This is a genomic window from Pseudomonas sp. S3E17, from assembly GCF_024168685.1.
GTDB lineage: Bacteria > Pseudomonadota > Gammaproteobacteria > Pseudomonadales > Pseudomonadaceae > Aquipseudomonas > Aquipseudomonas marginalis.
On the sequence record NZ_JALJWE010000001.1, the window covers coordinates 5,232,806 to 5,257,933 of the forward strand.

Genomic DNA, 25,128 nt, shown 5'->3' on the forward strand with positions numbered 1-25,128 from the left:
AGGGTTTTGCTGCTAATTACCCCGCTCTGCGTGCTACGTAACTCATGGCGTCGCCGGTTCTGTCACGTTCATGCCACTGGCGCGCAATGCGGCCATGATGTCGCGGTCCAGCATGCTCACCCAACGGTTGTAGTTGCGATGGATCTTGCCGTCCTTGTAGCCCAGCTCGCGGCTGTCGCGGTAGGTGATGGCGTAGCTATTGCGGGTGTAGCGGATGTCGATGGCCGCGTAGTACTGGTTGCGCACGGTGATCTCGGCCTGCACCAGCTGCGGGCTCAGGCGTTGCACCGTCCACTCGCGTTTTTGCAGGGCGTTGACGATCACCGTTTTCATTTTCTCTTCACTGACCTGGGCGTTGGCCGGAAGGTCGTGCTGGGTGTTGAGGATCGGTTTACTGGTACAGCCGGCGGTGGTCAGCAGGGCCAGGGTGATCAGCGTAGCGCGTAGCAAGGAAGACATTCCGTATTCTCCAATCGATTAAAAAGTCAGGACCAGCGGCGGAAGATCAGCGACGTATTGACGCCGCCAAAGGCAAAGTTGTTGTTCATCACGTAGTCGTGGTGCATCTCGCGAAACTCACCCTGCAGGTAATCCAGCTCGCCGCATTGCGGGTCGACGGAGTCCAGGTTGAAGGTGTGCACGTACTGGTCGCGGTTCATCATCTCGATGCTGAACCACGATTCCAGCGCACCGCAGGCGCCCAAGGTATGGCCGAGGAAGCTTTTCTGTGAGCTGATGGGCATGCGATTGCCGAACAGACTGCTGGTGGCCTGGGTTTCGGCGATGTCGCCCTGGTCGGTGGCGGTGCCGTGGCCGTTGACGTAGCCGATGGCGGCAGGCTCCAGGCCCGCATCTTCCAGGGCCAGCTCCATGGCGCGGCGCATGGTTTTCTGCTCCGGGCGCGTGGTGTGCTGGCCGTCGGCATTGCTGCCGAAGCCGACGATCTCGGCATGGATATGCGCGCCCCGCGCCAGTGCGTGTTCCAGCTCTTCGAGCACCAGCATGCCGCCGCCTTCGCCGATCACCAGGCCGTCGCGGCCGCTGTCGTAGGGGCGTGGGCTGGTCTGCGGCGCGTCGTTCTTCAGGCTGGTGGCATACAGCGCGTCGAACACCATGGCTTCGGTGGGGCACAGCTCCTCGGCGCCGCCGGCGAGCATCAATGGCAGGCGGCCGAACTTGATCGCTTCATAGGCATAGCCGATGCCCTGGCTGCCGCTGGTGCACGCGCTGGACGTGGGGATCAGCCGCCCGGTGAGGCCAAAGAAGATGCTGATATTCGCCGCCGTGGTGTGGGGCATCATGCGCACATAGGAGTTGGCATTGAGCCCCTCGGCCACCGAGTTCAGCAACATATTGCCGAAGGCCTTGATCTCATCGGTACTGCCGGTGGACGAGCCGCAAGCGACGCCCATGCGCCCGTCCTTGATCGACTCGTCACCGAGTAAACCCGCGTCCTGCAACGCCTGCTCCGCGGCCCACACCGCCAGGCGCGAGACGCGGCCCATGCTGCGCAGTTGCTTGCGCGTCCAATGGGCGGGCACGACGAAATCATCGACCGGACCCGCCAGGCGCGTGTTCAATTCGGTAAAACGCTCCCACTCGTCCATGCGTCGGATGCCGCTGCGGTTGGCGCGAAAGTTGGCCGAGATCGTCTCCCAGTCACTGCCCAGGGAGGTCATGCCGGCCATGCCGGTAACGACGACGCGTTTCATCAGCACAGGCCTCCATTCACGGCCAGGACCTGGCGCGTGATATAGCCGGCTTCGGCCGACATCAGGAAATTCACCGCACCGGCGACTTCTTCCGGGGTGCCCATGCGTTGCGCCGGGATCATCTTCATCAGTTCTTCCACCGGTACGTTTTCATCCAGCATGGCGGTGTCGATCAGGCCGGGGGCGACGCAGTTGACGGTGATCTTGCGCTTGCCCAGTTCGATGGCGAGGGCCTTGGCCGCACCGATCAGGCCGGCCTTGGAGGCGCTGTAGTTGACCTGGCCACGGTTGCCGATCAACCCGGAGACCGAGGTGATGCACACGATACGCCCGGCTGCGCGACGACGAATCATCGGCATCATCACCGGGTGCAGCACGTTGTAGAAGCCATCCAGGTTGGTGCGCATCACCACGTCCCAATCGTCTTCCGACAAGGCCGGGAAGGCGCCGTCGCGGGTCAGGCCGGCGTTGAGCACCACGCCGTAATAAGCCCCGTGTTGCTCAACATCGGCCTCAAGGATCTGCTTGCACGCGGCGCGGTCCGCCACATCGAATTGCAGCACCCGCGCCTGGCGGCCCAGGGCCTCGATCTCGACCTGTACCGCGCAGGCTTCGGCCCGACCGCTGCGGCAATGCAGCACGATGTCATGCCCGGCCTGGGCCAGGCGCAGGGCAATGGCGCGGCCGATGCCACGGCTGGAGCCGGTGACCAGTACGGGTTCAGTCATGGCGTTTCGTCCTTCGATTCATCTAAATAGTTGGCCGCCTGGGGCGGTCGAAATACATTCAAGCGCGCACTGGCCTGGATACCGCTACCGGTGAGGTGGCATTCGAACACACCCATGCCGTTGTCGTCTTCCAGGGAACGCAGGCCGTGGATGTTCAACTCGGCGCCGGCCGGGAAGTGTTCCACGTTGCACTCGAACTTGCGTGTGCCGAGCAGGAAGCCCAGTTCCACCGCTTCACCCTTTTGACGGGCGCGGCAGCCGGCATAAGCGGCGACGCTCTGCGCCATCAACTCGATGCCGACCCAGGCCGGCAGGCTGCCGTCAGGGCGGTTGAACAGGCCGCCGGGCTTGATGGTGAGGCGGGTGTGAATCTGCTCTTCATCGAACGACAGCACCTGGTCGATCAGGATCATGTCGCCCGCGTGGGGCAGCAGTTCGGCGAGTGGCCAATCGGTCATGGGGCCTCTCCGATTATCAGGCTGACATTGTTGCCGCCGAAGGCAAACGAGTTGCTCATCAGGCAGCGTTTTTCCAAGGTGTCCCCCGCCTGCGCCCATTGCAGGGCGGGCAGCGCGGGGTCGGCCTGACCGTCCCACACGTGCGGCGGCACCCGGCCATGGGCCAGGCTCAGCCAGCAGAACGCGGCTTCCAGCGCGCCGGCCGCGCCCAGGGTGTGGCCGCTCATGGGTTTGGTCGACGAGCAGGTCACGCCTTCGGGGAACAGGCTGGCGACGGCCAGGCTTTCCATGGCGTCGTTGTGTTGGGTGGCGGTGCCGTGCAGGTTCAGGTAGCCGATCTGCCCGGGCTGCACGTTCGCACTGGCCAGGGCCTTGCGCATCGCCTGCAACGCGCCTTTGCCGGTGGGTTCCGGCGCGGAGATATGGTGCGCATCGCAACTCGCACCGCTGCCCAGCAGGGCGATCGCCGCAGGCGCTTTAGTCATCAGGAACAGCACCGCCGCTTCGCCGATATTGATGCCGTTGCGGTTCACCGAAAACGGGTTGCAGCGTTCATTGGACACGGCTTCCAACGCGCCGAACCCATTGAGGGTCAGCTTGCACAGGCTGTCGACGCCGCCGCAGAGCACCGCGTCGCACACTCCCAGGTCGAGCAGGCGTTGTGCGCTCATCAAGGCCCGGGCGCTGGAGGTGCAGGCGGTGGAAATCACATAGGCCGGGCCGCTCAGTTGCAGCCAGTCGGCGAGAAAATTCGCCGGGGCGCTGAGTTCCTGTTGCTGGTAGTCGTAGTCGCTGGGGAAGTGCTGATCGCGCAGGTACTGGGCGATACCGCGGCTGGCTTCGTCGATGCCGGAGGTGCTGGTGCCGAGCACGACCCCGACCCGCGAGGCGCCATAGCGGTGGATCGCCTGGCGAATCTCGCCCTCGATCTGCAGCGCCGCCTCCAGCAGCAGTTGATTATTGCGGCTGCTTTGCTGGCCGAGCTCCGTCGGAATGGTCGCCAGCTCGCCGTGCACACTGCCCACCGGCAGCGTGCGCTCCGGCACCCAGCCGCTCTCGGCGCGCATCCCCGAGCAGTCGCCGGCAAACAGGCTGCGACTGACGGCGGCCTGGCCACGGCCGAGGGCGCAAATCACGCCGAGGGCGTTGAGGTAGGCGCTCATCGGGCGGCACCGAGTGGCGTGATGCGGTAGCTCAAGGGCTGGCCGCTCATGTTCACACTGAAGACTTCTGACGATTGGTAGACGATCTGCCAATGGCCCGGCAGGGTGCGTGTGAGGTCCATTGCCTGGGCGCCGGGGTAGAGCGCGCGCACGTCATCGGCCGAGGTCAAGGCAAACAAGAGTGCGGCAAACAGCTCGCGTGCCTGGGGATTGGGCGGCAGCAGGCCGTCGGCCTGCCACTGGCCATCGATCAGTTTTTGCCGGGCCTGGGGAATGCCCAGGGGGTCCATCATCGACCAGCGGATTGCGCCGCCTTCGCGTTGGATCACCAGCAGCCAGTCCTGGCTCTGGCCGTCCGCCAGGCGCTGCACATGCAGCTGTAGCGGCAAGGCCAGGGTCGGGGTTTTTTCAGGCAGCGGCGCCTGGCTGGCGCAGGCGCTCAGCAGCAACAGGCAACCGATCAACAGGCTGCGCATCATGGTGCGGCGCTCGCCAGGGGTTTGCGCGCCACGCAGTTGACCAGGGTTTCCTCACGCTGGCCCACCGGCGGCGGGTTACGCAGGCCCCAGCGCTCCAGCAGGCCGAAGTCGCGGGAACGGCTCCACCACAGGTAGGGGTACGAAACGTTCTGCGGGCCGAACTCAAAGCCCTGCTCGCGGAGCATCTGCAGGTACTCTTCGGCGCTTTTCTGCACATGCATGGGATGGCGGAACAGCCAGCGAATGACCCAGGTGTCGATATAGGCTTCGGTGGATTCGGCAAACAGCAAGTAACCGCCCGGCTTGAGCACCCGGTAGAACTCCTTGAGTGCGCGATGCTGTTCAACCAGGTGATGGAAGGTCTGGTGGCAGAACAGGATGTCGACGCTGGCGTCCGGCACATCGAGGGTGGCGCAGTCGCTGCCGATCAATTCGATGGCCAGGCCCTGGCGCGCGGCTTCGGCCTTGCTCAGCTCCAGGCTGTGGGGGTCGGCATCCAGGCCGATCAGGCGCGCGGGGGCAAACACCTGCTGCAAGTACTGGAATGACTTGCCCTGTCCGCACCCGGCGTCCAGCAGCACCGGCGCCTCAGGCAACGGGTCGGTGAACAGGCTGCGCAGGTCGTTGATTGCCACGCGCAATACATGGTGCTGCCAGGTATGGCTGCGCAGGAACCAGAAGCCGAAGCGGGTTTCTTCGACGTAGTTTTTACTCAGGTATTGAGACGTCATACCGGTTCACTCGCGCAAATTTCCGACAACATCCGCAAGCGCCGCTTGGGCTCGCTGACAAACGGGTTGCGTTCGTCCCACGCGTAACCGGCGAGGATCGAACTGATCATCCGGCGAATGTCCGGTGAGCTGCCGGGGTGGAAAATCACATCCTGGAAGGTGCCTGCATACCAGCCTTCGACATAGCAGCGGAAGGTGTCGACACCACGCTTGAGCGGCTCGGCAAACTCGGTTTGCCAGTCCACTGTCTCGCCTTTGAGCTGACGATGCAGCACGCCGGCGGCCATGCTCGCCGAGCGCATGGCGATGGTCACGCCGGAGGAGAACACCGGGTCGAGGAATTCCGCCGCATTGCCCAGCAACGCAAAGCCGGGGCCGTGCAGGGTTTTGACGTTGGCCGAGTAGCCGCCGATGGTGCGCGCTGGCGTGTCCCATACGGCGTTGTCCAGCACGCCGGACAAGCTCGGGGTTTCGTCGATAAAGCCGCGCAGGCAGGCGTCGAGGTCAGCGTCGCGACCGTCGAAATGCTCCTTGGCTGCAACCACGCCCACCGAGCAGCGACCGTTGCTGAACGGGATGGTCCAGAACCAGATGTCGCGCTTCGTAGGGTGCGTGGTGACCAGGATCTTGGTGCGGTCGAAGCCTGGGTGTTCGATGCGGTCTTCAACGTGGGTGAACACCGCCTGGCGCAGCGGGAAATTCGACGGCGCCTCCAGGTCGAGCAGGCGCGGCAGCACGCGGCCGTAGCCGCTGGCGTCGAGCACAAACTTGGCCTTGATGTGGTACTCGCTGCCGTTCTCACGGCGCACATGCAGGTAGCGGCACTCACCGGAGAAATCCACGCCGACGATGGTTTCGCCGTAGCGGATGTCGACGCCTTGCTGTGTGGCCTGATCGGCCAGCAACTTGTCGAACTCGCCGCGCTGCACCTGGAAGGTAGTGGGCTTGCCGTTGCTGAAGGTGTCACCGAAATCGAACGCGCTGTAACGCTCGCCCCAGGCGAACGCGGCACCTGTTTTTACCTGGAAACCCGCCGCGTTCACGGCATCGAGCATGCCGGCTTCCTCGATAAAATCGATGCAGTGCGACAGCAGGCTTTCGCCGATCGAGAAGCGCGGAAAATGCTGGCGCTCGATGATCAATACATCATGCCCTTTGCGTTTAAGCAGTGCGGCGGCAATCGCGCCGGATGGCCCGGCACCAATCACCACCACTTGGCGACGTTCCATTTCAACTATGGGCACGAGGGCTCCTTGCCGCTTTGGCGATAACTACATTCATGAGGCGTGTTTCCGTTGGCCGGCCCAGGGCGCCAGCATAAAGCTGAATGCCAGGCCCAGGCTGACCGACAGGCCGAAATTACTCACTGCCGGGGTACTGGACACCGCCAGCAGGCCGAACGACAACCAGGTCGTCAGCGCTGCCAGCAGCGTCCCTAAAAGGCTGACCGCGGGGCCGCCGATCTGTTCGCGCATCAAAATCGCATAGTCGACACTGATGGCCGTGACCAGCAGCAACCCGAACAGGCTGAACAGGGTCAGCGGCTGACCCAGCCAACCCAGGCTGGCCAGGCTGCACAGCGCCGCCAGCAACGGCAGGGCGACGATGCGCAAGGCCCCGCCGAAGCCGAACGGCAGGATCAGTAACAGCACGATCAGCACGCACGACATCAACTTCAATTCGGCGGCGCTGATCTGCGTGTCGGCGAACACACGGTTCAAATCCCCGAGACGATCCACCAACTGCACGCCGGGCAGGTCCACGGCTTGCACCCGCAGCAGCGCCGGGTTGTTCAAGCCCTGCAGGCTGACCATGGCCGCCACGCCGCCGTCCACCGGGCCCAGCCACAGGGTGCGCCAGGGTTCGGCCAAGGGGCCCACCAGTGCAGCGTCGATGTCTTCGGTGGGCAGCGCTTGCAGTTGCGCGACTTCGGCGTGCAGGGCGCCGGCGGGCACGCCGAGGTCCAGCAGCGGCTGCCAGTGCTGTGGAAGTGTGCTCAGGGCGTCGCGCAGTTGCTGCTGTTCGGCGGGCAGGCTGACCAGTTGGTTGAGCGCCAGGTAACCCTGGAGCTTGTCCATATTCACCAACTGGTCCAGGCGTTGGCCCAGGGCGGCTTGGCGCTCCAGCAACTGCGGCTGGTTGTCGGCCCGTATCAGGAAAAACTGGCTGGTGGGCTGGAAACCGGTAATGCGCGCCACGGCCTGTGCCTCTTGCAGCAACTGCGGCGGCGCGCCGATCCACTGGCGGATATCGTTTTTGCTGTTCAACTGCCAAAGGCCGCCGGCGCAGAACAGCAGCACCCACACCAGCAGCACCGGACTGGGCACACGCTTGAGCAAGGCGGCCCGCACCCGCCACAGGCATTCGGCGACGCGCAGCGGCCATTGTGCCGGGCGCAGTTCGACACCCTTGAGCAGTGCCGGCAGCAGGCACACCGCTGACAGGTAGGCGCCGACCAGGCCTGCGGCGGAGAACACCGCGATCTGCGTCAAGGCCGGGAAGGGGGTCCAGGCCAGCGCCAGGTAGCCGATGCAGCTGGTGGCCAGGCTCAGGCTCAGCCCTGGCAGCGTCAGGCGCAATGCCGGCCAACTGCGCCAGGGGTTCATGCTCCAGCTTTTCGACAGGTAGTGCAGCGGGTAATCCACCGCGACGCCGATCAGGCTGGAGCCGAGCACCAGGGTCATCACATGCATATGGCCGAACAGCGCCACGCAAGCGACGGCACCAAACAGCATGCCCACCAGCACCGGTACAAACGCCAGCAGCACTCGCCAGCGGCGGAACGCCAGCAACAGCAACAGCAGAATGCCGACGGTGGCGCCGCCGCCGACCCAGGTGATTTCCCGCGTGGCCTGTTGCTGGCCGTTCGCCGCGTAAAGCAAACCGCTGGCGGCGAGCAATTGCGCGCCGTGTTCGCCGGCCTGCGTGCGGCTGGCCTGGAGCAGATCCGCCACTTGCAGCGGCAGTTTCATGTCGAAGGCATTGCCGGTGGTACGCGCCCGCAGCAGCACCCAGCTTTTGCCGTCGGCATCGGCGATCAAGGCGCCGCTGCCGATGTCCAGTTGCACCGAGCCGTGCTGCGGCTGGCTGTTCTGGATGCGCCCGGTGAGGCCCAGCCAGTCGTCCTGGCTCGGCACCAGGCTGAAGCCGGTGAAGGGGTCGAACAGCGACTGCACCCGTTGCTGAATGAACGCGTCGGGGTGGTCGATCAGTTGTTCGCGGTCCTTGGCCGAGAGCATCGCCAGGCGTCCGCGCAGCAACTGTTCACGCAGTGCCGGCAGGTCGGCTTGCAGGTTCCATTGGACCTTCTCGAACAAGCCGCTGGCCTGCCAGCGCTCGCCCAATTGCTGGGCCACGGCCACCGCTTGCTGGCGATCGGCGTGCCCCACCAACACCAGCATTTCGCGGTTGAGCGGCTCCTGCATGCGCTGTTCGGCTTGCAGTTCCAGGGCGTCCGGCGTACTGCCCGGCACCAGCTCCATCAGGTTGGCCGACAGCGGTGCACCATCGCGCCACTGCCAGCCGGCCAGGGCCAGCACGGCCACCAGCAGGATCAGGAACAGGCGGGGCAGCAGGCGCTCACTGGGCAAAGTCGTGTTGCTCCGCGTCGCTCAATGGCTGGCCGGCGCTGCTGTCCTGCATGCGCAGCACAGTGCTGTCGCCTTGGGTTTCCAGCAGTTCGATCTTCTGCACCAGTTCATCACCGTCGATATTGATCTGGGTGAATACCTGCTTGAGCAGCAGTGAACGCGGGATCAGCGTGAGCTTCCATTGCCGGGCTTCGCCTTGCAGTTGCAGCTCGAAGTCGCGCTGCAAGCCGCTGCTGTCGCCCTGGAGCACGGCGAGGAACAGACGGTTCTGTTCGGCACCGGCGCTCTTGTTCGGCAGCAACTGCCAGCCATTCGCGTCACGCCGGGCGATGCCCTGGGCGCTGATGCGGTAGTCCTGTTGCAGCGGGGTTTTCAGCAGCCACAGCAGGCCGTGGTCCTTGGCCAGGACGAAGGTGCCTTTGCTGACCAACGGCTGCGGCAGCGCACGCAGGTGTTTTTCCTGGATGAAGCTGCCGTGAATGACCGTTGGCTTTGCCAGTTGGTCGCTGAGTTGTTGCAGGTCGAAGGCGTGTGCCGCCCCCGAAAAACCCAACAACACCAACACTGTAGGCGCGAGCTTGCTCGCGAAAAACCCGAGAGCGCCGCGGGGGATCAGGAAACCCGCGTTATCGTTGACGATCTTCGCGAGCAAGCTCGCTCCTACAGAGAACGGGGTCAGCATTTCAGGGCCCTTTCGACGGCGTCGGTGAATACTTTGGGGGACGCCAGCTGCATCTCGCGAGTGGCGATGTCCACCGCCACCTGCACAGTGCTGGCGCGGGTCAGGCGCTCGCCGCTGGCCAGGTCGGTGATCAGGTAATTGACCTTCAAGCGGTTCTCCCACTCCACCAGGCTGGCGCGCACGTTGATCGTCTGGCCGAACACCGCACCGCGCACATAGCGCAGTTGCATGTCGATCACCGGCCAGGCGTAGCCGGCTTCGAGCATCGCCGTGTAGTTGTGGCCGATCTTGTCCAGCAGCGCGCAGCGTGCGATTTCCAGGTACTTCACGTAATGCCCGTGCCAGACGACGTTCATCGTGTCGACGTCAAAAAACGGCACCAGGATTTCGGTATCGCTGTGCAGTACGCCAGGGCTACGCATGCAGCCTCCAGTGTTGCTCGGCGATGCGTTGCAGGCACAGGCGCAGTTCGCCTTCGAGGGCACGGTCTTCGATGACCGGCGGGAAGTCCTGGGCCAGCTCTGCATGCATGGCCGCCAGCGCCGGCGGCAACGGGCGTGCGTCGTCGGCCTGGGCGCGCAGCCACACACCCTGGTTGGCGGCGAGCAGGGTGGCGGCGGCGACCTGTTCGGTCAGCTCCAGCACGCGGATCGCATCGCGGGCGGCGATGGTGCCCATGCTCACCTTGTCCTGGTTGTGGCACTCGGTGGAGCGCGAGAACACGCTGGCCGGCATGGTGTTTTTCAGCGCTTCGGCGGTCCAGGCGCTGGTGCCGATCTGCACCGCCTTGAAACCGTGGTTGATCATCGCGCGGTCCGCCGGTGCGCCGGACAGGTTGCTCGGCAGGCCGTGGTTGTAGCGCACGTCCACCAGCAGGGCGAGCTGGCGGTCAAGCAGGTCGGCGACGTTGGCCACCAGGGTCTTGAGGCTGTCCATGGCAAAGGCGATATGCCCACCGTAGAAGTGCCCGCCATGCAGCACGCGTTCTTCTTCGGCGTCGATGATCGGGTTGTCGTTGGCGCTGTTCAGCTCGATCTCGATAAACGAACGCAGCCAGTTCAGGCTGTCGGCCAGCACGCCGAGGACGTGGGGCGCGCAGCGCAGCGAGTAGCGATCCTGCAGGCGATGCAGCGGCGCGGTCGGCGCGTCGATCGCCAGGTCCTTGCGCAGCCAGGCGGCGACTTGCATCTGCCCTGGATGGGGCTTGGCGGCGAACAGGCGCTCGTCGAAGTGTTCCGGGTTGCCTTGCAGCGCCACCACGTTCAGCGCGGTGATGCGCGTGGCCAGTTGCAGCAGGTAGTCGGCACGGGCGAAGGCCAGGCAAGCGATGCCAGTCATCACCGCGGTGCCGTTCATCAGGGCCAGGGCTTCCTTGGGGCGCAGTACCAGCGGCTCCCAGCCGAGTTCGCGGTGCACGTCGGCTGCCTGGCGGCGCTCGCCACGGAACAGCACTTCGCGCTCGCCGGACAGGGTCGCGGCCACGTAGGACAGCGGGGTCAGGTCACCGCTGGCGCCCACCGAGCCTTCTTCCGGGATCAGCGGCAGTACGTCGTATTCGAGGAAGGCATGCAGGCGCTCCAGCAGTTCCACGCGCACCCCGGAGACACCGTGGCACAGCGACTGCAAGCGCGCCGCCAGCACCGCACGGGTGGCTTGGGCGTCGAGCAACTTGCCCAGGCCGCAACCGTGGAAGGTGTACAGGTGACGGGGCAGGGCCTCGACATGTTGCAACGGCACCGCGACCACGCAGGAGTCACCGTAGCCGGTGGTCACGCCGTAGATCACGCCTTCCTTGTCCAGCAGCGAGTCGAGGAACTGCGCGCCCTTGGCGATGCGCTGGCGATACGCGGCATCGCCTTGCAGCTGGGTAGGCACCTGACGGTTGGCCAGGGCCAGCACGTCTTCGATGCGCAGGGGGCGTTCGCCAAAGGTTACCGGCTCAAGATGCGTCGTCATCGGTCTTCCAGAAAGGGTAAAAGTTGAACCATTGTTGGGGCGCTTCCAGGCAGAACTGGCCCAGGCGTGCGGCGTAGCGCGCGGTCCACAGGGCGATGACCTGCTCGCGGGTGCTGCGTTTCCATTCGATCAATTGCGCGAAGGGCTCGATGGTCAGGCGATAGCGGCCCTGGTGTTTCAGGCACATCAGCAGGTTGACCGGGCATTTCAGCAGGCCCGCCAGCAGCCACGGGCCTTGGGGGAAGGCAGCGTCATGGCCGAGGAAGTCCACGCGCACCGTGCGCCCGCCATGCAAGGGCACGCGGTCGCCGGCAATCGCCAGCCATTCGCCGTCGTCCAGGCGCTGGCTGAGCAGCAGCATGGTGGCCGGGTCCAGCTCGCTGACCTGGATCAGGCGCAAGTGGGTGGCACCGGCTTCGCCCAGCAGGCGGTTGAAGCGTTCGGCGTGCTTGGTGTGCACCAGCACGTTCATGGTGACCTGTTCGCCGATTTCCGCCAGCGCGCGGCACACTTCGAGGTTGCCCAGGTGGGCGCCCACCAGCATCTGCCCGCGCCCTCCACGCAGTTGCCCGCGCAGTTTCGCCGGGTCGTTGATGTCGATCTGTTCCAGGCGCAGCTTGCCGTTCCACACGTCGAGTTTGTCGAGCAGGGCATCGGCGAAGGCCATGAACTGGGCAAAGACTCTGCGCTGGCTGGGGCGCAGTTCATCGCGCCCGCTCCAGTCGGCCAGGCGCTGCTGGTATTGCCAGGCGCTCTGGCGCGCGGTGCGGCCGAACAGGAAGAAGTACAACACGATGCCATACAGCACCGGGCTCAGCAGGCGGCGGCCGAGGACCTTGGCGGCGAGGGCGGTGAATTTCATCAGCCAGTAGCTGCCGCGCTCTTCGCGGTCGGCCCAGTGCTTGGTGCTGTCGCTCATGCCTGCCACCGTCGCCACAGGATCAGCGGCGCACGCACCAACATGCCGAAGAACAGGCGGGTGTGCATGGCGCTGATGCGCACGTTGTCGCGGAACAGGCGGAAGTGCGACAGGCCGTCGGCGGGGTAATGCACCTGGGTCGGCAGCCAGCGCATCGGCTGGTTGCGCCAGGCCAGGCGCACGAGGATGTCGGAGTCGAAGTCCATGTGCGTGCCGATATAGGCCGAGTCCATCAGCGCTAGCACCGGTGCCAGCGGGTACACGCGAAAGCCGCACATCGAGTCGCGGATCTGCAGCGACAGGGTGTTGATCCACACCCACACATGGGTCAGGTAACGCGCGTACAAACGGCCCTTGGGCACGCTTTCGTCGTATTCGGGGTAGCCGCAGATGATTGCGTTGGGCTGCCTGCGGGACGCGTCGATAAACGTCTCGACTTCGCGCAGGTCGTGCTGGCCGTCGGCGTCGACCTGCAAGGCGTGGCTGAAGCCCAGGCGTGCCGCTTCGCGAAAGCCCGCCATCACCGCGCCGCCCTTGCCCTGATTGGTCGGCAGGGTCAGCAGGGTGACATTGTCCAGCCGCGCCAGTTGCGCCAGCACCGCTGCGCAGGCCGGGCTGCTGCCATCGTCCACCAACAGGCACGGCAGGCCACTGTTCAACAGGCTGTGGACCACGGCGGGCACGGCGGCTTCGTGGTTATAGACCGGGATCAGGGCGCAGGGGTTATGCATGGGAACCCTCAGCGTCTGGTAAATAACCTGTGGCGAGCGGGTTTGTTGTGGTGAGCCGGCTTGTTGTGGTGAGCGGGCTTGCCCCGCGTTGGGCCGCGGAGCGGCCCCAGTAAGGTAACCGAGGCGTGTCAGACAGACCTCCGGCGCAGGTTTTGGGGCCGCTTCGCAGCCCAACGCGGGGCAAGCCCGCTCGCCACAGGATGCCCGTTAGCCATACCAAGCCCGCTCGACACAAAAGCTTATGCATGGGCGGCTTCCAATTGGATGCGGCCGCTGGCACAGGCCGCGACGCCGTTGCGGTAGGCGAAATACAACTTGCCGCGTTCCTGGTCAAAGCGCAGGTGCAGTTCGATACGGTCGCCGGGGCGCACCAGTTGCTGGAACTTGAGCACTTCCATGCCGGCAAAGGTCGCGGGCAGATCGAGCAGTTGTTGGCCGAGGTTGAACGCCCACTCCACCTGGACCACGCCGGGCAATACCGGAGTGACCGGGAAGTGGCCGCTGAAATAGGCCAGGTCCGGCGGCACGCTCAGTTGCAAGGTCCATTCGCCATCGACTTCGACTTGCTCCAGCACTTCCGGCGCCTTGGGCCGGGGCGCCAGCAGCAGCGCGGCCACATCGGCCTGGGGCAGTTTGCCCTGGGCATTCAGCGGCAGCTGGCGCAGCAGCCGCCAGCGACGTGGTAGCGCCAGGGCCTCGCAATGCTGGCTCAAATGCTGGCGCAGGGTCTGGGTGACAGTCCGTCGGCCCTGGTTGCGCAGGGCGTGCAGGCCGTCGGCACTGAGCACCACCAGCGCGCCGAGGGAGGCGCGGTTTTCCTGCACCACCCCCAGGCGCGTTTCGACGACCCACGGGTGGGTCATCAGCGCCTGCTCAAGCATGGGCAGGGAGATGCGTTTTTCTTCCAGCTTGACGATACGGTCCAGGCGCCCGAGCAGCTCGAAGCGACCATCGGCATGGATGCGCGCCGCGTCAGCGGTTTGTTCTATGTGCCCGACGGGCAAGTACGGCGAGGCGATGCGCAGGGCTCCGTCGGCGTCCTGGCTCAGGTGTATGTCGGCGAACGGCTGCCAGGGTTGCGCGCCCTGGCGCCAGGCGATGCCGCCGGTTTCCGAGCTGCCGAGGATCTCGGTTGGCCATTGCTGCAAGCGCTCGTATAGACTGCCGGCCGCCTCGATGGGCAGGGCGCCGCCCGACGAGAACACCCGCGATACCTGGCTCAGCGCCGGCCAATCGAGGTTGTCGCCCATGCGCTTGAGCAGCGCCGGGCTGGCGACCCAGGCGAATTGCGGGTGTTCGCGGCTGGCGCGTTGCATGTCTTCCGGAAACGCCAGCTGGCGGCGCACAAAGCTGCGACCGGCGCACAGCGGCCACAGCACGCGGAACAGCAAACCGTAGATGTGCTGGGTGGCGACACTGCCGATGATGCAGGCGTCTTTCAGGTCGGCGCCCCACAGGGCTTCCAGGGCCTGGACCTCATTGGCCAACTGGCGCAGGGTCTTGTCGATACGCTTGGGTTCGCCGCTGGAGCCGGAGGTGCACAGGCTCAGTTGGCAGGTGTCCAGGTCGAGGGCAGCCGGGCTCAACGGTGCTTGATACAGCGCGTCCAGGTCTGCCGCTTCAGTCAGCCAGGCGTCGACAACCGTGTCCCAGCGTTGGCGGGTCTGGGGTTGCAGATCGGCGGGCAGCAGTACGCTGGCCCCGGCGCGCCAGGCGCCCAGCAGTGCAATCGCCAGCAGGCCGGCGTCTTCCAGGTGCAGGGCCAGGCGCTGGATGCCACGGGCTTGCAGCCCGGCGGCCAGGCTCAGGGAGTGCTCCCACAGCTGGGCGTGATTCATTGCAGGTTCGGTGGTCACCAAACGCTGTTCCAGCGGCTCGAGCAACAGATGCTCAAGATTCAACCCATTCATACGCGGCCTCGAACCCTTTGTCGTACCAGCCATTCCACGGCAAACAACAGCCCCATCAGCCCGTAGGCAATCAAGCCGTTGTACAACGTCCACCAGCTCAACGGCGCCCATAGGGTGAGGGCGGCGGCGAGCAGGCCATTACACAGAAAAAACACGCACCACACCACGGTGACCTGGCGCGTATACACAATCGCGTGCGGCGGCAGCACCGGGTCGGTCATGCGCGCCAGACGCTCCACCATCGGCGGGCCGTATTTCAGGCTCAGGCCGAACAGCGCCAACATGAACGCACTGACCAGGCTCGGGTACCAGCGCAACAGGTGCGGGTTGTCGAACCAGGCCAGGGCCAGGCAAAACACGATCACCGCCAACGCCATCCAGCGGCTGCCGGGGCGTGCCGCACCCGTGACCGCGCGCAGCAGCCACAGGCTGCCCAGCAGCAGGCCGAATTGCCAGGGCGCAAAGTGCTCGGTGCCGTAATACACCGCAAACGGGTACAGCAGCCCCGCCAATAACAGGCCAAGGCCGATCAGCCGGCTCATGCGGCAGGCTGGACCAGACGGTACACCGCCTCAACCACGTCGTTGACGGTGCGCACGGCCTTAAACTCTTCGGCGGCGATCTTCTTGCCGGTCTGGCGCTTGATATGGTCGATCAGGTCCACGGCATCGATGCTGTCGATCTCCAGGTCCTGATACAGGTTGGCGTCGAGGGTGACGCGCTCCGGGGGCAGTTCAAACAGTTCCACCAAGGCATCGCGCAGGGTGTTGAAAATATCGTCACGAGTTTGCATGGTCCGGTCTCAAGCTGCCTGTCTGGCCGTGACGAACGCCGCAAGGCTGGCCACGTTGGTGAAGTGATTGCGGGTGTCCTTGGCGTCGGCATCGATCTTGATACCGTACGTTTTCTGGATCGCCAGGCCCAATTCCAGGGCGTCTACCGAATCCAGGCCCAGGCCTTCGCCGAACAGGGTTTGGTCGCTGCCGATGTCGTCGGCGCTGATGTCTTCCAGGCCCAGGGCCTCGATGATCAACAGCTTTATGTCGTGCTCAAGGCGGTGTTGGTCGCTCATCTTCGGCGAGCTCCTTAATGAAATAGTGGTGCAGGTAATCGTTGAGCTTGCGTGAGGCCTGGGGCGCGGGCCCCAGTGTTGCGAACGCCTGTGGTTCTATATCGGCCCCCACGCGCAAACTGAAGTGAAAACGGCATTTAGGGATGCGATACCAGGGTTCGGCCTTGGTCAGAGTGGTGGGGCTGACCTTGATCACTACCGGGGTGATGATTGTCGCACCGCGCAGGGCAATGGCGGCGGCCCCGCGATGAAAGGCGGGCGCCACGCCGGGGGTGGTGCGGGTGCCTTCGGGAAAGATGATCAGCGTCTGGCCTTGGCGCAGGGCGTCGGCGGCGGCGTCGAGCATGTCTGCGCTGCCGTCGTTGCTTATGTAACCCGCGTCGCGCACCGGGCCACGGGTGAACGGGTTTTGAAACAGGCTCTGCTTGATCACGCAATTGGTCTGGCGCATCAGGCCGATCAGGAACACCACGTCGATCAGCGACGGATGGTTGGCGATGATCATCTGGCCTGGCTGGCCGAGCCGTTCGGCGCCTTCGACGCTGTAGGTCAGCACGCCGGCGCGCTGCATCAGGCGGATAAAGAACCAGAACAGCTTGCTGATGGTATGGCGGGCGCGGCGCTGGTGCCTTTCTACGTTGCCCGGCAGGCAGCTGAGCAGGGGAAAGACCAGCAAGCGCAGGCACAACCCGCCGACGCCGAATACGAAGAAGCTCGCGGCAGTGGCGAACAGGCGCCAGTAGTAGGCATCCCGTGGCTTATCGTTCACGACTTGCGTTGCCAGTTCCATACACGGTTCTTCCAGGCATGTTGGCAGGCGCCCTGTTCGGTCAGCAGGGCGCGCAGCAGGTTCAGGGCGTGGGGCCACTGGGTTTGAGTGGGTTGGACAGTGCCGGCGCTGAGTTCCAGTTGCCACTCGTCGCCTGGTGTCAGCAGCAGGCCGAGGGCGTAGGGAAACGGCACGTCAACGATCCAACTGGCGTAGGCCTCGGGCGGCTGTTCTTCGGTGATGACCAGTAATACCGCCGGAGCGCCTTCGTTGAGCAGGGCCGCGGCTTCGAGCATGCCGTGCTCCAGGCCATCGCCGGCGGCGGCGATGGCTGTCATTTCGCTGGTTTCATTGCGCAGGATCGACCACAGGCCAATCACCGCGTTATGCACCGACAGGCTGAATTGGGTCGGCGACAGCGGCTGGTCGTTGGCCAGGTCGCTGAGGATGTCGAGGGTGCGCGGGGTTTCGCCATGCCGGGAAATAAACACCAGCGGCAAGTCTTGCAGGCCGTCGGCCAGCGGCCAGCCTACGCTGAACGCCATGCGCGCCAGGCGGCTCAGGCGGCGGCGCTGCATGGCCGGCAGGAACGACACGTCGGGCGAGGCATCGCTGGCAGGCAGCAACACCGGGGCCTGGCACCAGGCGTGCCAGTCGTCCGCGCTTTCCAGGCCGGGGGCCCAGGCGCGCCATTGGGCGATGTTGAAGTTGATCACTGAGAAGTTATCCCGCCCCTGCGGGCTTCCATGTGCGGCTTTTGGCCCCGAATACCGGGACAAGGAGCAATCGCCGAGTGGCGCGCATTATCCCGGTGCTGCGGGGTTCTAGCAAACTTTGGTAAAGAATTGTGCAAGGCCGATTACAAATAAGTCGGGAAGGTTTACAGATTGTCCTTCAACGAGGGGCAACTTGGATCGTCGGACACTTCCTTTTCATTTGTACGCGACATATGACAGACCCGATGCAATGCAGCAATGCATCGATGAACGAGGTAGCTAACAGGCGCTTTTGCCCTCTACACTCGGACATTCATTGATACACGGAGGTTTTTCCATGCGGCGCGTGGTGTTCAATCAAAAAGGCGGTGTTGGCAAGTCGAGCATCGCCTGCAACCTGGCGGCGGTCAGCGCCAGCGAAGGCTATCGAACCCTGTTGGTGGACCTCGATGCACAGGCCAATTCAACCCAATACCTGACGGGGCTGACTGGCGACGACATCCCCATGGGGATCGCGGACTTTTTCAAGCAAACCCTGTCTTCCGGGCCGTTTTCGAAGAAGAACAAGGTCGATATCTACGAAACCCCCTTCGACAACCTGCACGTCATCACCGCCACCGCCGAACTCGCGGACCTGCAGCCCAAGCTTGAGGCCAAGCACAAGATCAACAAGCTGCGAAAGCTGCTCGATGAACTGAGCGAAGATTACGACCGGATCTACCTGGATACCCCGCCAGCCCTGAACTTTTATGCGGTTTCTGCGCTGATTGCCGCTGATCGTGTGTTGATTCCCTTTGATTGCGACAGCTTCTCGCGCCAGGCCCTGTATGGCCTGCTGGCTGAAATCGAAGAATTGAAGGAAGACCACAACGAAGGCCTCGAAGTGGAAGGTATCGTGGTCAACCAGTTCCAGGCACGGGCGAGTTTGCCGCAGCAGATACTCGATGAGTTGATTGCCGAGGGCTTGCCGGTGTTGCCGGTGTACCTGGCCAGCTCGGTGCGCATGCGCGAGTCGCACCAGGAGAACAAGCCGCTGATCCACCTCGACCCACGGCACAAGCTCACGCAGCAATTCGTGGAGCTGCATAACCTGCTGGAAAACGCCTGACCTTTAAGGCAACAAAGAATCCCTGTGGGAGGGGGCTTGCCCCCGATAGCGGTATGCCAGCTAGCTCATCTGTAGCTGAGCCACCGCCATCGGGAGCAAGCCCCCTCCCACACTGTCCAGCATTGTTCTCCAGGTCCGGTTATACCCCCTGGCTACGCAACCAGCTCATCAGCTGCGGCAACGGAAACGCTCCGCTCTGGCGCGCCACTTCGCGGCCGTTCTTGAACAGAATCAGACTGGGGATCGAACGAATCCCCAATTGTGCCGACAGCTGCTGATTGGCCTCGCTGTCCAGCTTGGCCAGCCTGCACTTGCCTTCCAGCTGCCCGGCCGCCTGTTCAAACACCGGCGCAAACGACTTGCATGGTCCACACCAATCGGCCCACACGTCCACCAGCAGCGGCAGGTCGCCCTTGATCTGGCTGGCGTAGTCGCCTTGTTTCAGCTCGAAAGGCTTGCCCAGTAGAACCGGTTGCTTGCAGCGCCCGCACTTGGGCGTATCACCCAGGCGTTCTGCGGGGATGCGGTTGAGGCCGTTGCAATGGGGGCAGGGGATAACGAGAGGTTCGGACATGGTGGGCTCCGTGGATGTGGCCAATGCTCCCTATCTGGAGTCAGGCATCAGCTTTATCAAGCTTGGGGGTAGCGACGCATGTGCTAACAGATTCGCAAATGTCGATTGGCGCGTGCCTATCTAGGCTGGAAGTGCTTGTTCGAAATAGCACCATCGGTCCGTTCGACGCCATAGCAAATTGCGATAGCCGGCGTTCGGGTTTAGCCTTCATAGCAATATGCGATAGGGATGTTGCATGCGTGTAATCAGTGCGAAACAAATCAGAAGTGCCAAGTTGAAGTGGCCTCATTCAGCCAGTGCTTTGGATGAGTGGTATCGGAAAGTCAAAGTCCTCAATCCTGAGGAATTCGCGGCGTTGAAATCGATTTTCCCGCAGTGGATAAGGTGGGGGCGCTACCGAATGCAGCGGCTTTATATTCGGCATGTGCTGGACCATCGGGAATACGACAAGGGTAAATGGAAGGAGTGATTGAAAATGAGTGTGCTGATTGAGCAGGTGGCCGAGCATTGGCAATTCGTGTCGCCCCTGTTGCGCAAGCCCAAAACCGAGGCTGACTACGATGTTCTGGTGGAGGCGCTCGACGAATTACTGGACATCGTCGGGGATGACGAAGCCCATCCGTTGATGGGCGTGGTCGATATCATCGGTGACTGGGTCGAGGCTTATGACCTGGTGCATTGGCCGATGCCTGAGGCGAGCGGTGTCGACGTACTGCGATCAATGATGCAGGAGCATGGCCTGACTCAGAGTGATTTGCCGGGTGTTGGCGCTCAATCGGTGGTCTCGGAAATCCTCAGTGGAAAACGCCAGCTGAACGTGCGACAGATTCGTTGGCTGGCGGATTTTTTCAAGGTGCCGGTCGACCTGTTCATCTAACCGTGGGCATGGCGCGTATCACGATGAACAACTGATCTCCAAATGCTTGCCCCAATCCGGCGGCCGCTGCGCGTATTGTTCCATCCCCGGCTGCTCCTCGAACGGTTTGGAAAGCACCTCATGTAGTCGCTGCACTTCGCTGTAGTCGCCTGATTCGGCGGCGGCGATAGCGTTCTGTGCGAGGTAGTTGCGCAGGATGTACAGCGGGTTCACTGCATGCATCCGCTCACGGCGCTGCTCTTCGCTGTAATCCCCGTCCCGCGCAACACGGGCCGTGTACAGCTCGGCCCAGGCATCGAACCCGGCGAGGTCAACAAAGTCATCGCGCAGCTTCGCCACCGCCAGCGCTGCCGATTCGTCGCCCAGGCGCCGGAAGAACAAGGTGTAATCCACGCCGCTGTTCTGCATCAGCTTCAGCAACCGCTCCACCAGCTTCTGGTCGTCGTCTTCGGCGGTGGTCAGCCCCAGTCGGCGGCGCATCAGGTCCAGATAGTGGGCCTGGTACAGCGGCAGGTACAGGCCAAGGGCTTCTTTCAAGGCATCGACGCTGATAAACGGCGTGAGCGCCTGGGCCAGCGCGCTGAGGTTCCACTGGCCGATGGGCACCTGGTTGCTGAAGGAGTAGCGTCCTTCATGGTCCGAGTGATTGCAGATGAAGTGCGCATCAAAGTCGTCGAGAAACGCAAACGGCCCGAAGTCGAAGGTGATGCCGAGGATCGACATGTTGTCGGTGTTCATCACGCCGTGGCAGAAACCATAGGCCTGCCATTTGGCGATCATCTCGGCATTGCGCTCGACGATTTCTCGGAACATCGCCAGGTAGGGCTCGGGCTGTTCGCGGCACTCGGGGTAATGCAGGTTCAACACGTGTTCGGCCAGCTCGGCCTGCTGTTCGGGCTTCTTGGTGTAGTAGAAATATTCGAAATGACCAAAACGGATATGGCTGGGCGCCAGGCGCAGCACCATCGCCCCACGTTCCTGCTTCTCACGCCAGACCGGGGTGCTGGAGCCGATCACGCACAACGCACGGCTGGTGGGGATGCCCAGTGCATGCAGCGCTTCGGAGGCCAGGAACTCCCGAATCGACGAGCGCAGCACCGCGCGGCCGTCGCCCATGCGCGAGTAGGGCGTCATCCCGGCACCCTTGAGGTGCAGGTCCCAATGTTCGCCGGCCTCGTTGTATACCTCGCCCAGCAGCAATCCCCGACCATCGCCCAACTGCGGGGTGTAGCCGCCGAACTGGTGCCCGGAGTAGACCATTGCCCGCGGCTCGGCTTCGGCCCACAGCTTATGGCCGCTGAACAGCTCGGCGAACACCGGCGTTTGCGCCACGGCAGGGTCGAGGTCGAGCAGGGCCATGGCGGCATTGCTTGCCACCACCAGGCGCGGTTCGTCGAGGGGCTCGGGCAATACGTGGGTTGAGAACGCGTCGCCCAGGCGTGCGAAGCGGTTGTCGAAGGTCAGTTCGTCGAGGGCTTTCACCGGCCATCTCCAGCAGAATGTCCGAGCATTCTGCTGGGGATAGGGCGTTTAGTCGAGTTTGCTGGGCGGTGGCTCGGGTGCATCCGCCACTTTGCCGTCCGGCGGCTCCGGCACATCTTGCGCCTCGGTCGGTCCGACGATGGTTCTCTTCTCGTCCTCCACCGGCACCAGCTTGTACTCCTGGCCGTGGAGGTTTTTCAGGTACACCTCCATCTGCCGGAACGAGATGTTGATGTGGTGGTTCTTGAACTCGCGGTTGATAAAGCGGTTCACTTCGTCGATCACCGGGTTGCGGTCACCGAGGTCGCGCACGTGCATGCGCAGTTCGTGGTCCAGCGTACTTTCGCCGAAGTTGAGGAAGTACACATGGGGTTCCGGTTCCTTCAACACCCTTGGGTTTTCTCGCGCGGCCTTGAGCAACAATTCCTTCACCAGGTCCAGGTCGGAGCCGTAGTCCACGCCCAGCTTGAGGGTCACGCGGGTGATGGTGTCGGTCAGGGACCAGTTGATCAGTTGCCCGGTAATGAACGTCTTGTTCGGGACGATGATGTCCTTGCGGTCGAAGTCGGTGATGGTGGTAGCGCGGATGCGGATCTTGCTTACCGTGCCCGACAGGTTGCCGATGGTGATGGTGTCGCCGATACGCACCGGGCGCTCGAACAGGATCATGATGCCGGAGATAAAGTTGGCGAAGATCTCCTGCATGCCGAAGCCCAACCCCACCGACAGCGCGGCCACCAGCCATTGCAACTTGTCCCAGCTCACGCCGAGGGTGGACAGGGTCGAGACAAAGCCCACGCCGGCAATGATGTAGGACAGCAAGGTGGTCGTGGCGTAGGCACTGCCCTGGGCCAGGTCCAGCTTGGACAGCACCAGCACTTCCAGCAGGCCGGGCAGGTTGCGCGCCAGGGCGAAGGTGATGCCGATGATGATCAGCGCGCCGAGCAGGTCGCCGATGCTGATCGGCACCATGCTGATATTGGCACCGGTGCCGCTGGTGTATTCGTACAGGGTGACGTTGTCCAGGTAGGAAAATACCGAGATCAGGTCCGACCATACCCAGTACAGCGCCGCGATAAAGCCGCCGAGCAGCGCCAGGCGGATCAGGCGCATCGATTGTTCGTTGACCTGTTCGATATCCAGGGTCGGCTCTTCGATCACCGCTTCGCCTTCGCCGGCTTCCTTAGCGGCCTGGCGTTTGGCCAGGGCGCGGGAATAGGCCAGGCGTCGGGCGGCAACGCCCAGGCCGCGCACGAAGGTGGCTTCGATGACTAGCCAGAACATCAGCAGGTACAGGGTGTTGATCAGCCGGTCGCTGAGCTTGAGTGCGGTGTAGTAGTAGCCAAAGCACACGGCAATGAACAGCGCGATAGGCAGGGCGGTAAACAGCAGGCCCACGGCTTTGCGGAACAGCGAGGCTTTTTCGTGGGTCGGGCTGTGCAGCAGCAGGCGTCCCAACAGCCAGGCCATCAGGGCGTAGCAGGTCAGGACCACACCAATGCCCAGCACGTCGTCGGCCAGCGCCGCCGGTTGATGCTCGGCAATCGCCACCACGGCCACCAGGGCCAGCACCACCAGCCCGAGCTTGCGCACCCAGCCCTGGAGGAATTCGACCTGGGGCTTTTCCCAGCGGAAGTGCAACTCGGCCACGCCGCCCGGCGCCAGGATGCGGTAGGCGGTGTAGAACACCAGCCACGCCTGGGCAATCTGCAACAGCGCCGCACCCAGGTTGGCGTTCTGCCCACGTGCGTCGATCTGCAGCGCGTAGCCGCACAGCGCCAGGCCCAGTGCTACCGGCATCGCCAACAGGATATTCACCAGGATCGCCTGGGGCGTGTGCCATTGGCTGTCGCGTTTGAAGTGGCCGATGTCCAGGTGGACTCTTTTCAGGCGCGCGTACAACGCGTTGCGGCGCCACAACAGGGCACCGATCAACAGCAGCAACGGCAAAAACAGCAGCGGACGCTGGGTCAGGCCGTCGTACAGCTCGCTGACGCTGGAGGCCCAGGGCAGGGTGGTGACTTGCTTGCTCAGGTGCGCCGGCACGGTTTCCAGCCACTCGGTGTCCAGCGGCTTGTTGCTGGGGATCCAGAACATCTGTTCATCGAGCGTCGCGCGCAGGGTGGTGGCGGTGCTGAGCAGTTGTTTCTGGTTCAGTTGCAGGGTGATGGATTCGTTGAGCAGCGCGCTCAGCTCGCGGCTCAGGCGCTCCAGCAGGTCGCTGCGGGTGATCGCCAGTTCCAGCAGGGTGCGGCGCAGTTGCGGGGTGACGTCGGCCGGCGGCTGGTTGGCCAGCAGGTTATCCACATAGGTGCTGGGGGAGCTGATCAGCTCGCGCTGTTGGTTGACCTCGAACTGGTACAGGCGAATGTTGGCGATATCGTCCGCCAGGTCGCGGTCCACCGTCAGGCGGGGCAACGCTTGTTTCTGCTTATACAGAATCTTCGAGAGGAGCAGGCTGCCCTTGAGCACATTGATCTGCTCGTCCAGGGCCGAATCGCTCTGGGTCACGGTGTCCAGCTGTTGCTTGGTCTGCAGGTTCTTCTGGGTCAGGTCGTTGAGGCGGTCGGTGCTCTTGAGCAGGTAGTCGGAGAGCTTCAGGTTGGCCGCGCTTTCCGTGGCCAGCAGGCTGCTGCCGCCGGCTTTCTGCGCTTCGATGGACTGTTGGGTGACGGTCTGCTGGGACTGGGCCAGGCGTTTCTGGTTGATCAGGGTTTGCAGGTCCTGGATCTCCTGTTCCAGGCGCGCGGTTTTTTCCTGGATCAGGTCGTGCTGGCTGTTGCCCAGGTCCTGCAGCTGGCTGTTGCCGGCCAGTTCCTGGCGACGCAGGGGGATCAGGGCATTCAGGGAGGCCAGTTCGGCATTCAGCTGGTTGCGCTGGTCGCTGCTGAGGGCTTTGCCATTGTCCTTGCCGGCCTTGAGGGTGGCATTGATCTGCTGGATGCGCGTCTGGCTGCTGCTGATTTCGGTCTGGGCGCGCTCGGGACGGGTCTGGGCGGCGATGGTCAGGCTGTTGGCGTCGGCCAGTTCCTTTTGCAGGTCGCCTTGCTGGGTGCTGCGCTGCACCAGCAATTGCTCGAGCTGCGGCACCGGCAGGGTGGCGTAGCGTTGGGCCACCGGAATGACCTTGGTGGCCTTGAGCCGGGTCAGTTCGCGCTGGTTCTCGCTGGTCTGGCGCGGCGCGTCTTCCAGCTGGCGCTTGAGGTCGACCAGGCGCTGCTCGTAATCCTGCTTGTTGCCCAGGTAGGTCAGGGTCTGTTGCAGGATCGACTGCAGCGCCTTCATGTCGGCGTCGGGCAGTTTGCGATCCGGCAGCTTGTCCAGGGTTTGCTGGATGGCGTCGGCGCTGGGTGGGTCGGCGGCGTAGACGCTGCCGACACAAAGGATCAGGCCCAGCAGGGCAGTGGCGAGAAAAGTGCGCAGGGTTGGCATAGAGACCGATCGAGCAAGGTGAAGAATCGGGGGCGTGCT

General features: G+C 63.6%; 26 protein-coding genes. 3 read left to right on the top strand and 23 right to left on the bottom strand.

Going from position 1 to position 25,128, the window contains the following annotated elements; translation table 11 throughout:
• Positions 1-42: 42 nt before the first annotated feature.
• From J3D60_RS23610 to J3D60_RS23705, 20 genes are all read right to left on the bottom strand, one after another.
• Entirely contained in the window at positions 43-459 is a 417-nt protein-coding gene (locus J3D60_RS23610; RefSeq protein ID WP_065940797.1) for a hypothetical protein, read from the bottom strand.
• Positions 460-485: 26 nt separating this feature from the next.
• A complete protein-coding gene (locus tag J3D60_RS23615) occupies positions 486-1,712 on the bottom strand; it encodes a beta-ketoacyl-ACP synthase (RefSeq protein ID WP_253493005.1) in 1,227 nt (408 codons plus the stop codon).
• The gene (gene fabG, locus J3D60_RS23620) at positions 1,712-2,440 is read right to left on the bottom strand and encodes a 3-oxoacyl-ACP reductase FabG (protein WP_253493007.1); all 729 of its coding nucleotides are present in this window, start codon (positions 2,438-2,440) and stop codon (positions 1,712-1,714) included. The genes J3D60_RS23615 and fabG overlap by 1 nt, the downstream gene beginning before the upstream one ends.
• Positions 2,437-2,898 carry a hotdog family protein gene (locus J3D60_RS23625; RefSeq protein ID WP_253493009.1) on the bottom strand — a complete coding sequence of 154 codons (462 nt, stop codon included), beginning with the start codon at positions 2,896-2,898 and terminating at the stop codon, positions 2,437-2,439. The genes fabG and J3D60_RS23625 overlap by 4 nt, the downstream gene beginning before the upstream one ends.
• Positions 2,895-4,061, bottom strand: coding sequence for a beta-ketoacyl-[acyl-carrier-protein] synthase family protein (locus J3D60_RS23630; RefSeq protein ID WP_253493011.1), 1,167 nt, complete (start codon positions 4,059-4,061; stop codon positions 2,895-2,897). The genes J3D60_RS23625 and J3D60_RS23630 overlap by 4 nt, the downstream gene beginning before the upstream one ends.
• Positions 4,058-4,540: a hypothetical protein gene (locus J3D60_RS23635; protein ID WP_065940802.1), complete on the bottom strand. Its 483-nt coding sequence runs from the start codon at positions 4,538-4,540 to the stop codon at positions 4,058-4,060. Before J3D60_RS23635 ends, J3D60_RS23630 begins: the two co-directional genes overlap by 4 nt.
• On the bottom strand, positions 4,537-5,271 hold the full coding sequence (locus tag J3D60_RS23640) for a class I SAM-dependent methyltransferase (RefSeq protein ID WP_253493012.1): 735 nt from the start codon (positions 5,269-5,271) through the stop codon (positions 4,537-4,539). The genes J3D60_RS23635 and J3D60_RS23640 overlap by 4 nt, the downstream gene beginning before the upstream one ends.
• Complete coding sequence (locus tag J3D60_RS23645; RefSeq protein WP_253493013.1) at positions 5,268-6,515, bottom strand: NAD(P)/FAD-dependent oxidoreductase; 1,248 nt, start codon at positions 6,513-6,515, stop codon at positions 5,268-5,270. Before J3D60_RS23645 ends, J3D60_RS23640 begins: the two co-directional genes overlap by 4 nt.
• 33 nt (positions 6,516-6,548) lie before the next feature.
• Positions 6,549-8,861, bottom strand: coding sequence for an MMPL family transporter (locus J3D60_RS23650; RefSeq protein WP_253493014.1), 2,313 nt, complete (start codon positions 8,859-8,861; stop codon positions 6,549-6,551).
• Entirely contained in the window at positions 8,851-9,543 is a 693-nt protein-coding gene (locus J3D60_RS23655; protein ID WP_253493015.1) for an outer membrane lipoprotein carrier protein LolA, read from the bottom strand. Before J3D60_RS23655 ends, J3D60_RS23650 begins: the two co-directional genes overlap by 11 nt.
• A complete protein-coding gene (locus J3D60_RS23660; RefSeq protein ID WP_253493016.1) occupies positions 9,537-9,965 on the bottom strand; it encodes a thioesterase family protein in 429 nt (142 codons plus the stop codon). The genes J3D60_RS23655 and J3D60_RS23660 overlap by 7 nt, the downstream gene beginning before the upstream one ends.
• Complete coding sequence (gene hutH / locus J3D60_RS23665) at positions 9,958-11,499, bottom strand: histidine ammonia-lyase (RefSeq protein WP_253493017.1); 1,542 nt, start codon at positions 11,497-11,499, stop codon at positions 9,958-9,960. The genes J3D60_RS23660 and hutH overlap by 8 nt, the downstream gene beginning before the upstream one ends.
• Positions 11,483-12,418, bottom strand: coding sequence for a glycosyl transferase (locus J3D60_RS23670; RefSeq protein ID WP_065940809.1), 936 nt, complete (start codon positions 12,416-12,418; stop codon positions 11,483-11,485). Before J3D60_RS23670 ends, hutH begins: the two co-directional genes overlap by 17 nt.
• Positions 12,415-13,149: a glycosyltransferase family 2 protein gene (locus J3D60_RS23675; RefSeq protein ID WP_065925691.1), complete on the bottom strand. Its 735-nt coding sequence runs from the start codon at positions 13,147-13,149 to the stop codon at positions 12,415-12,417. The genes J3D60_RS23670 and J3D60_RS23675 overlap by 4 nt, the downstream gene beginning before the upstream one ends.
• A gap of 239 nt (positions 13,150-13,388) precedes the next feature.
• Positions 13,389-15,059 carry an acyl-CoA synthetase family protein gene (locus J3D60_RS23680; protein WP_253493019.1) on the bottom strand — a complete coding sequence of 557 codons (1,671 nt, stop codon included), beginning with the start codon at positions 15,057-15,059 and terminating at the stop codon, positions 13,389-13,391.
• A complete protein-coding gene (locus J3D60_RS23685) occupies positions 15,056-15,601 on the bottom strand; it encodes a hypothetical protein (RefSeq protein WP_065925689.1) in 546 nt (181 codons plus the stop codon). Before J3D60_RS23685 ends, J3D60_RS23680 begins: the two co-directional genes overlap by 4 nt.
• Positions 15,598-15,852, bottom strand: coding sequence for an acyl carrier protein (locus J3D60_RS23690; protein WP_003187949.1), 255 nt, complete (start codon positions 15,850-15,852; stop codon positions 15,598-15,600). The genes J3D60_RS23685 and J3D60_RS23690 overlap by 4 nt, the downstream gene beginning before the upstream one ends.
• A 9-nt stretch (positions 15,853-15,861) precedes the next feature.
• Positions 15,862-16,131, bottom strand: a complete 270-nt coding sequence (locus J3D60_RS23695; RefSeq protein ID WP_027604978.1) for a phosphopantetheine-binding protein — start codon at positions 16,129-16,131, stop codon at positions 15,862-15,864.
• Complete coding sequence (locus tag J3D60_RS23700; protein WP_065940811.1) at positions 16,109-16,921, bottom strand: 1-acyl-sn-glycerol-3-phosphate acyltransferase; 813 nt, start codon at positions 16,919-16,921, stop codon at positions 16,109-16,111. The genes J3D60_RS23695 and J3D60_RS23700 overlap by 23 nt, the downstream gene beginning before the upstream one ends.
• Positions 16,897-17,616, bottom strand: coding sequence for a beta-ketoacyl synthase chain length factor (locus J3D60_RS23705; RefSeq protein ID WP_253493020.1), 720 nt, complete (start codon positions 17,614-17,616; stop codon positions 16,897-16,899). The genes J3D60_RS23700 and J3D60_RS23705 overlap by 25 nt, the downstream gene beginning before the upstream one ends.
• Positions 17,617-17,953: 337 nt before the next feature.
• Here J3D60_RS23705 and J3D60_RS23710 point away from each other — a divergent pair, with 337 nt between their 5' ends.
• Entirely contained in the window at positions 17,954-18,724 is a 771-nt protein-coding gene (locus tag J3D60_RS23710) for a ParA family protein (protein ID WP_065940813.1), read from the top strand.
• A gap of 139 nt (positions 18,725-18,863) precedes the next feature.
• On the opposite strand, the gene trxC is transcribed toward J3D60_RS23710, so the two are convergent.
• Positions 18,864-19,298 carry a thioredoxin TrxC gene (gene trxC, locus J3D60_RS23715; RefSeq protein WP_027604974.1) on the bottom strand — a complete coding sequence of 145 codons (435 nt, stop codon included), beginning with the start codon at positions 19,296-19,298 and terminating at the stop codon, positions 18,864-18,866.
• 235 nt (positions 19,299-19,533) lie between these two features.
• Here trxC and J3D60_RS23720 point away from each other — a divergent pair, with 235 nt between their 5' ends.
• A complete protein-coding gene (locus tag J3D60_RS23720) occupies positions 19,534-19,767 on the top strand; it encodes a type II toxin-antitoxin system HigB family toxin (protein WP_065940814.1) in 234 nt (77 codons plus the stop codon).
• 6 nt (positions 19,768-19,773) lie between these two features.
• Positions 19,774-20,175 (top strand): type II toxin-antitoxin system HigA family antitoxin, encoded by a 402-nt coding sequence (locus J3D60_RS23725; protein WP_253493021.1) that lies wholly within the window; start codon positions 19,774-19,776, stop codon positions 20,173-20,175.
• Between the two features lie 18 nt (positions 20,176-20,193).
• Here J3D60_RS23725 and selO read toward each other — a convergent pair whose 3' ends face one another.
• Complete coding sequence (gene selO, locus J3D60_RS23730; RefSeq protein WP_253493022.1) at positions 20,194-21,657, bottom strand: protein adenylyltransferase SelO; 1,464 nt, start codon at positions 21,655-21,657, stop codon at positions 20,194-20,196.
• A 48-nt stretch (positions 21,658-21,705) separates the two neighbouring features.
• Positions 21,706-25,089 carry a mechanosensitive channel MscK gene (mscK, locus tag J3D60_RS23735; RefSeq protein WP_253493023.1) on the bottom strand — a complete coding sequence of 1,128 codons (3,384 nt, stop codon included), beginning with the start codon at positions 25,087-25,089 and terminating at the stop codon, positions 21,706-21,708.
• Between the last annotated feature and the right edge of the window lie 39 nt (positions 25,090-25,128).